The following is a 2,511-nucleotide window of genomic DNA, read 5'->3' on the forward strand; positions in this document are numbered from 1 at the left end:
CCCTACGCGCCCGGCGCCGCCGCGAGGTGCGCCGACCTCGTGAGCCTGGACGGGCGGCCCTGGGAGGCGTGCGCGCGCACGTTCCTCAAGGACGCGATGGCCGAACTGGCCTCCGACGGGGCCACCCTGCGGGCCGCCTTCGAACCGGAGTTCACCCTCGGCCGCCGCGTTCCGGGCCCCCCGGGCGAGCCGGACCGGCTGCAGCCGCTCGACGACAGCGCCTGCTACTCCGCGACCGGTTTCCACGTCGCGCACGAGTTCGCGCTGGAACTCGTGCGGGCCCTCCAGGCGCAGGGGCTGGAGCCCGAGCTCTACTACCCCGAGTACGGGCACGGTCAGCAGGAACTGTCCATCCGGCACGCACCCGCGCTGCGCGCGGCCGACAACCACGTGCTCTACCGCGAGACGGTACGGGCCCTGGCGTTCCGGCAGGGTCTGTGGGCGTCCATGGCCGCCAAACCCATTCCCGACCAGATCGGCAACGGGTGCCATCTGCACGCCTCGCTGTGGTCGCTCGACGGGTCCCGCAACCTCTTCCACGACGCCGGTGACGCCTACGGCCTCTCGGAGACCGGCTACCACTTCATCGGCGGCCTGCTGCGTCACCTGCCCGCGCTCATGGCGTTCACGGCGGCGACGGTGAACAGCTACCGCCGGCTGGCGCCGGGCGCGTGGTCGAGCGCCTACGCCTGTTACGGCATGGACAACCGGGAGGCGGCCGTCCGCATCTGCTCGCCCATGAGCGACGACGTGGCCGGCTCGACGAACCTGGAGCTGAAACCGTCGGACTCCGGCGCCAACCCGTATCTGGCGCTGGGCGCCTACATCCACGCCGGCCTGGACGGGGTGCGCAACAGGACCGACCCCGGCGCGGCCGTGGGCGTAGACCCGGCCACGCTGACCGGCGAGGAGCGGGACCGGCTGGGCGTACGGCGCCTGCCGGCGTCCCTGGCGGAGTCACTGGACGCGCTCGAGGAGGACGCGCTGCTCATGGACGCGCTGGGCCCGCTGCGGCGCGAGGCCTACCTGGCGGTCAAGCGCTCCGACATCGCGGAGTTCGCCGAGCACGACGCCGCCTTCGAGTGCTTCCGCCACTTCGTCACGTTCTGAACGGGCTCAGGAATCGAGCTCGACCACGACCTTGACGTCATCGCGGCCCGGCTCCAGGGCCTCCGCGGCCCGGTCGATCGGCAACCGCCGGGTGATGAGCCGTTCCAGCCATGAGAGGTCGGCTCTGGCGAGGGCGTCGGCGGCCATCTCGTAATGGCGCTTGTTGGCGTTGACCGTGCCGAAGACGACGTCGTTCTCCAGCACGAGCTCGCGGATGACGGCCCCCGCGTCGATCTCGACCTTGTGGCCGGGCGTCGAGACACCCGTCAGGCAGACGATGCCTCCGGGTGCGGTCGCGCCGAGCGTGTCGGCCATGACCCGCGGCACGCCGGTGGCCTCGACGATGACGTCGGGTTCCACCTCGCGGGCCACGTGGGGCAGCCCACCCGCGTGATAGACCGCGCCGAGATCGCGTACGAGGTCGGGTTTGACCCCCGAGGCGCGGCGCCCGAGCACATGCACCTCGAGGCCGCGCTGGGCGCCGAGCAGGGCGGCCAGCAGCCCGATGGGCCCGGGGCCGACGACCAGCACGCGAGCCGGGTCGAACCAGGACCGCGAGCCGATCCGCTCGATGTGGTCCCACGCCTTGGCGACGACCGTGGTCGGCTCCATCAGCACGCCGACCCGCTCGAGCGCCGGGTCGACGCGTACCGCGTAGTCGGCCTCGACCGTCCACCGCTCCGCACCGTAGCCGTGCAGTTCCTTGATCCCGCGTTCGGTGTACCGCCCATTGCGGCACATGTCGAACTCGCCCCGCTCGCACGCCGGGCACGGGACCGGATCCGGCCGCCGGACGATCCCGGCGACGAGGTCGCCCGCGGCGAAACCGCTGCCGGGCGGGGCCTCTCGCACCCGTCCGAGCGACTCATGCCCGAGGATCAGCCGGTCCTCCCCCGGCGGCGCCCAGCCGTACTCCCCGGAGGCGATCTCACGATCCGTGCCGCAGACGCCGAGCGCCAGTCCGTCGACGAGAAGCTCGCCCTCGCCCGGCACCGGTTCCTCCACGTCGGTGACCGTGAAAGACCCTTCCTTCATCGGCATGACCGTCAGAGCACGCATGATCGTTCCCCTCCCGCAGGACGTGGCGTCCTCACGGCGACATGTCCGTATTCCGCGAAGGCAAACGACGCCACCGTAGACTCGGCATCATGATCTCTCCTCTTCGCCGCGCACTCGTCACCGTCCCGTTCGCCCTCCTGGCCCTCGGCACCGTCACCGGGTGCGGCGGGGAGGGCACCGACACCAGTTGTTCGCTCAACTCCTGCACCGTGACGTTCGACCGCGGGGTCGACGCGAGCGCCTCCATCCTCGGGGTCAAGGCCGAGCTGGTGGGAGTGAAGGGCAACCAGGTCACGCTCAATATCGCCGGCCAGAACGTGACCGTCCCGGTCAACGGAGAAC

The 2,511-nt window shown here is 71.4% G+C and carries 3 protein-coding genes; 2 read left to right on the top strand and 1 reads right to left on the bottom strand.

The window, feature by feature from the left end; genetic code table 11:
* Nucleotides 1-1,110, top strand: a 1,110-nt coding sequence (locus HKK72_RS38515; protein ID WP_187239312.1) for a glutamine synthetase family protein, incomplete at its 5' end; no start/stop codon positions are given.
* A 6-nt stretch (nt 1,111-1,116) separates the two neighbouring features.
* On the opposite strand, the gene HKK72_RS38520 is transcribed toward HKK72_RS38515, so the two are convergent.
* A complete protein-coding gene (locus tag HKK72_RS38520) occupies nt 1,117-2,169 on the bottom strand; it encodes a glucose 1-dehydrogenase (protein ID WP_187239313.1) in 1,053 nt (350 codons plus the stop codon).
* A gap of 89 nt (nt 2,170-2,258) precedes the next feature.
* Between HKK72_RS38520 and HKK72_RS38525 the strand changes: the two genes are divergently transcribed.
* On the top strand, nt 2,259-2,511 hold a 253-nt coding region (locus HKK72_RS38525; RefSeq protein WP_187239314.1), incomplete at its 3' end, for a hypothetical protein.

The organism is Actinomadura sp. HBU206391 (assembly GCF_014323665.1).
GTDB lineage: Bacteria > Actinomycetota > Actinomycetes > Streptosporangiales > Streptosporangiaceae > Actinomadura_C.

What these genes read in the sequence shown, in the direction of transcription:
- HKK72_RS38520 (WP_187239313.1), bottom strand. Translation starts at nt 2,169, where the DNA reads ATGCGTGCTCTGACGGTCATGCCGATGAAGGAAGGGTCTTTCACGGTC.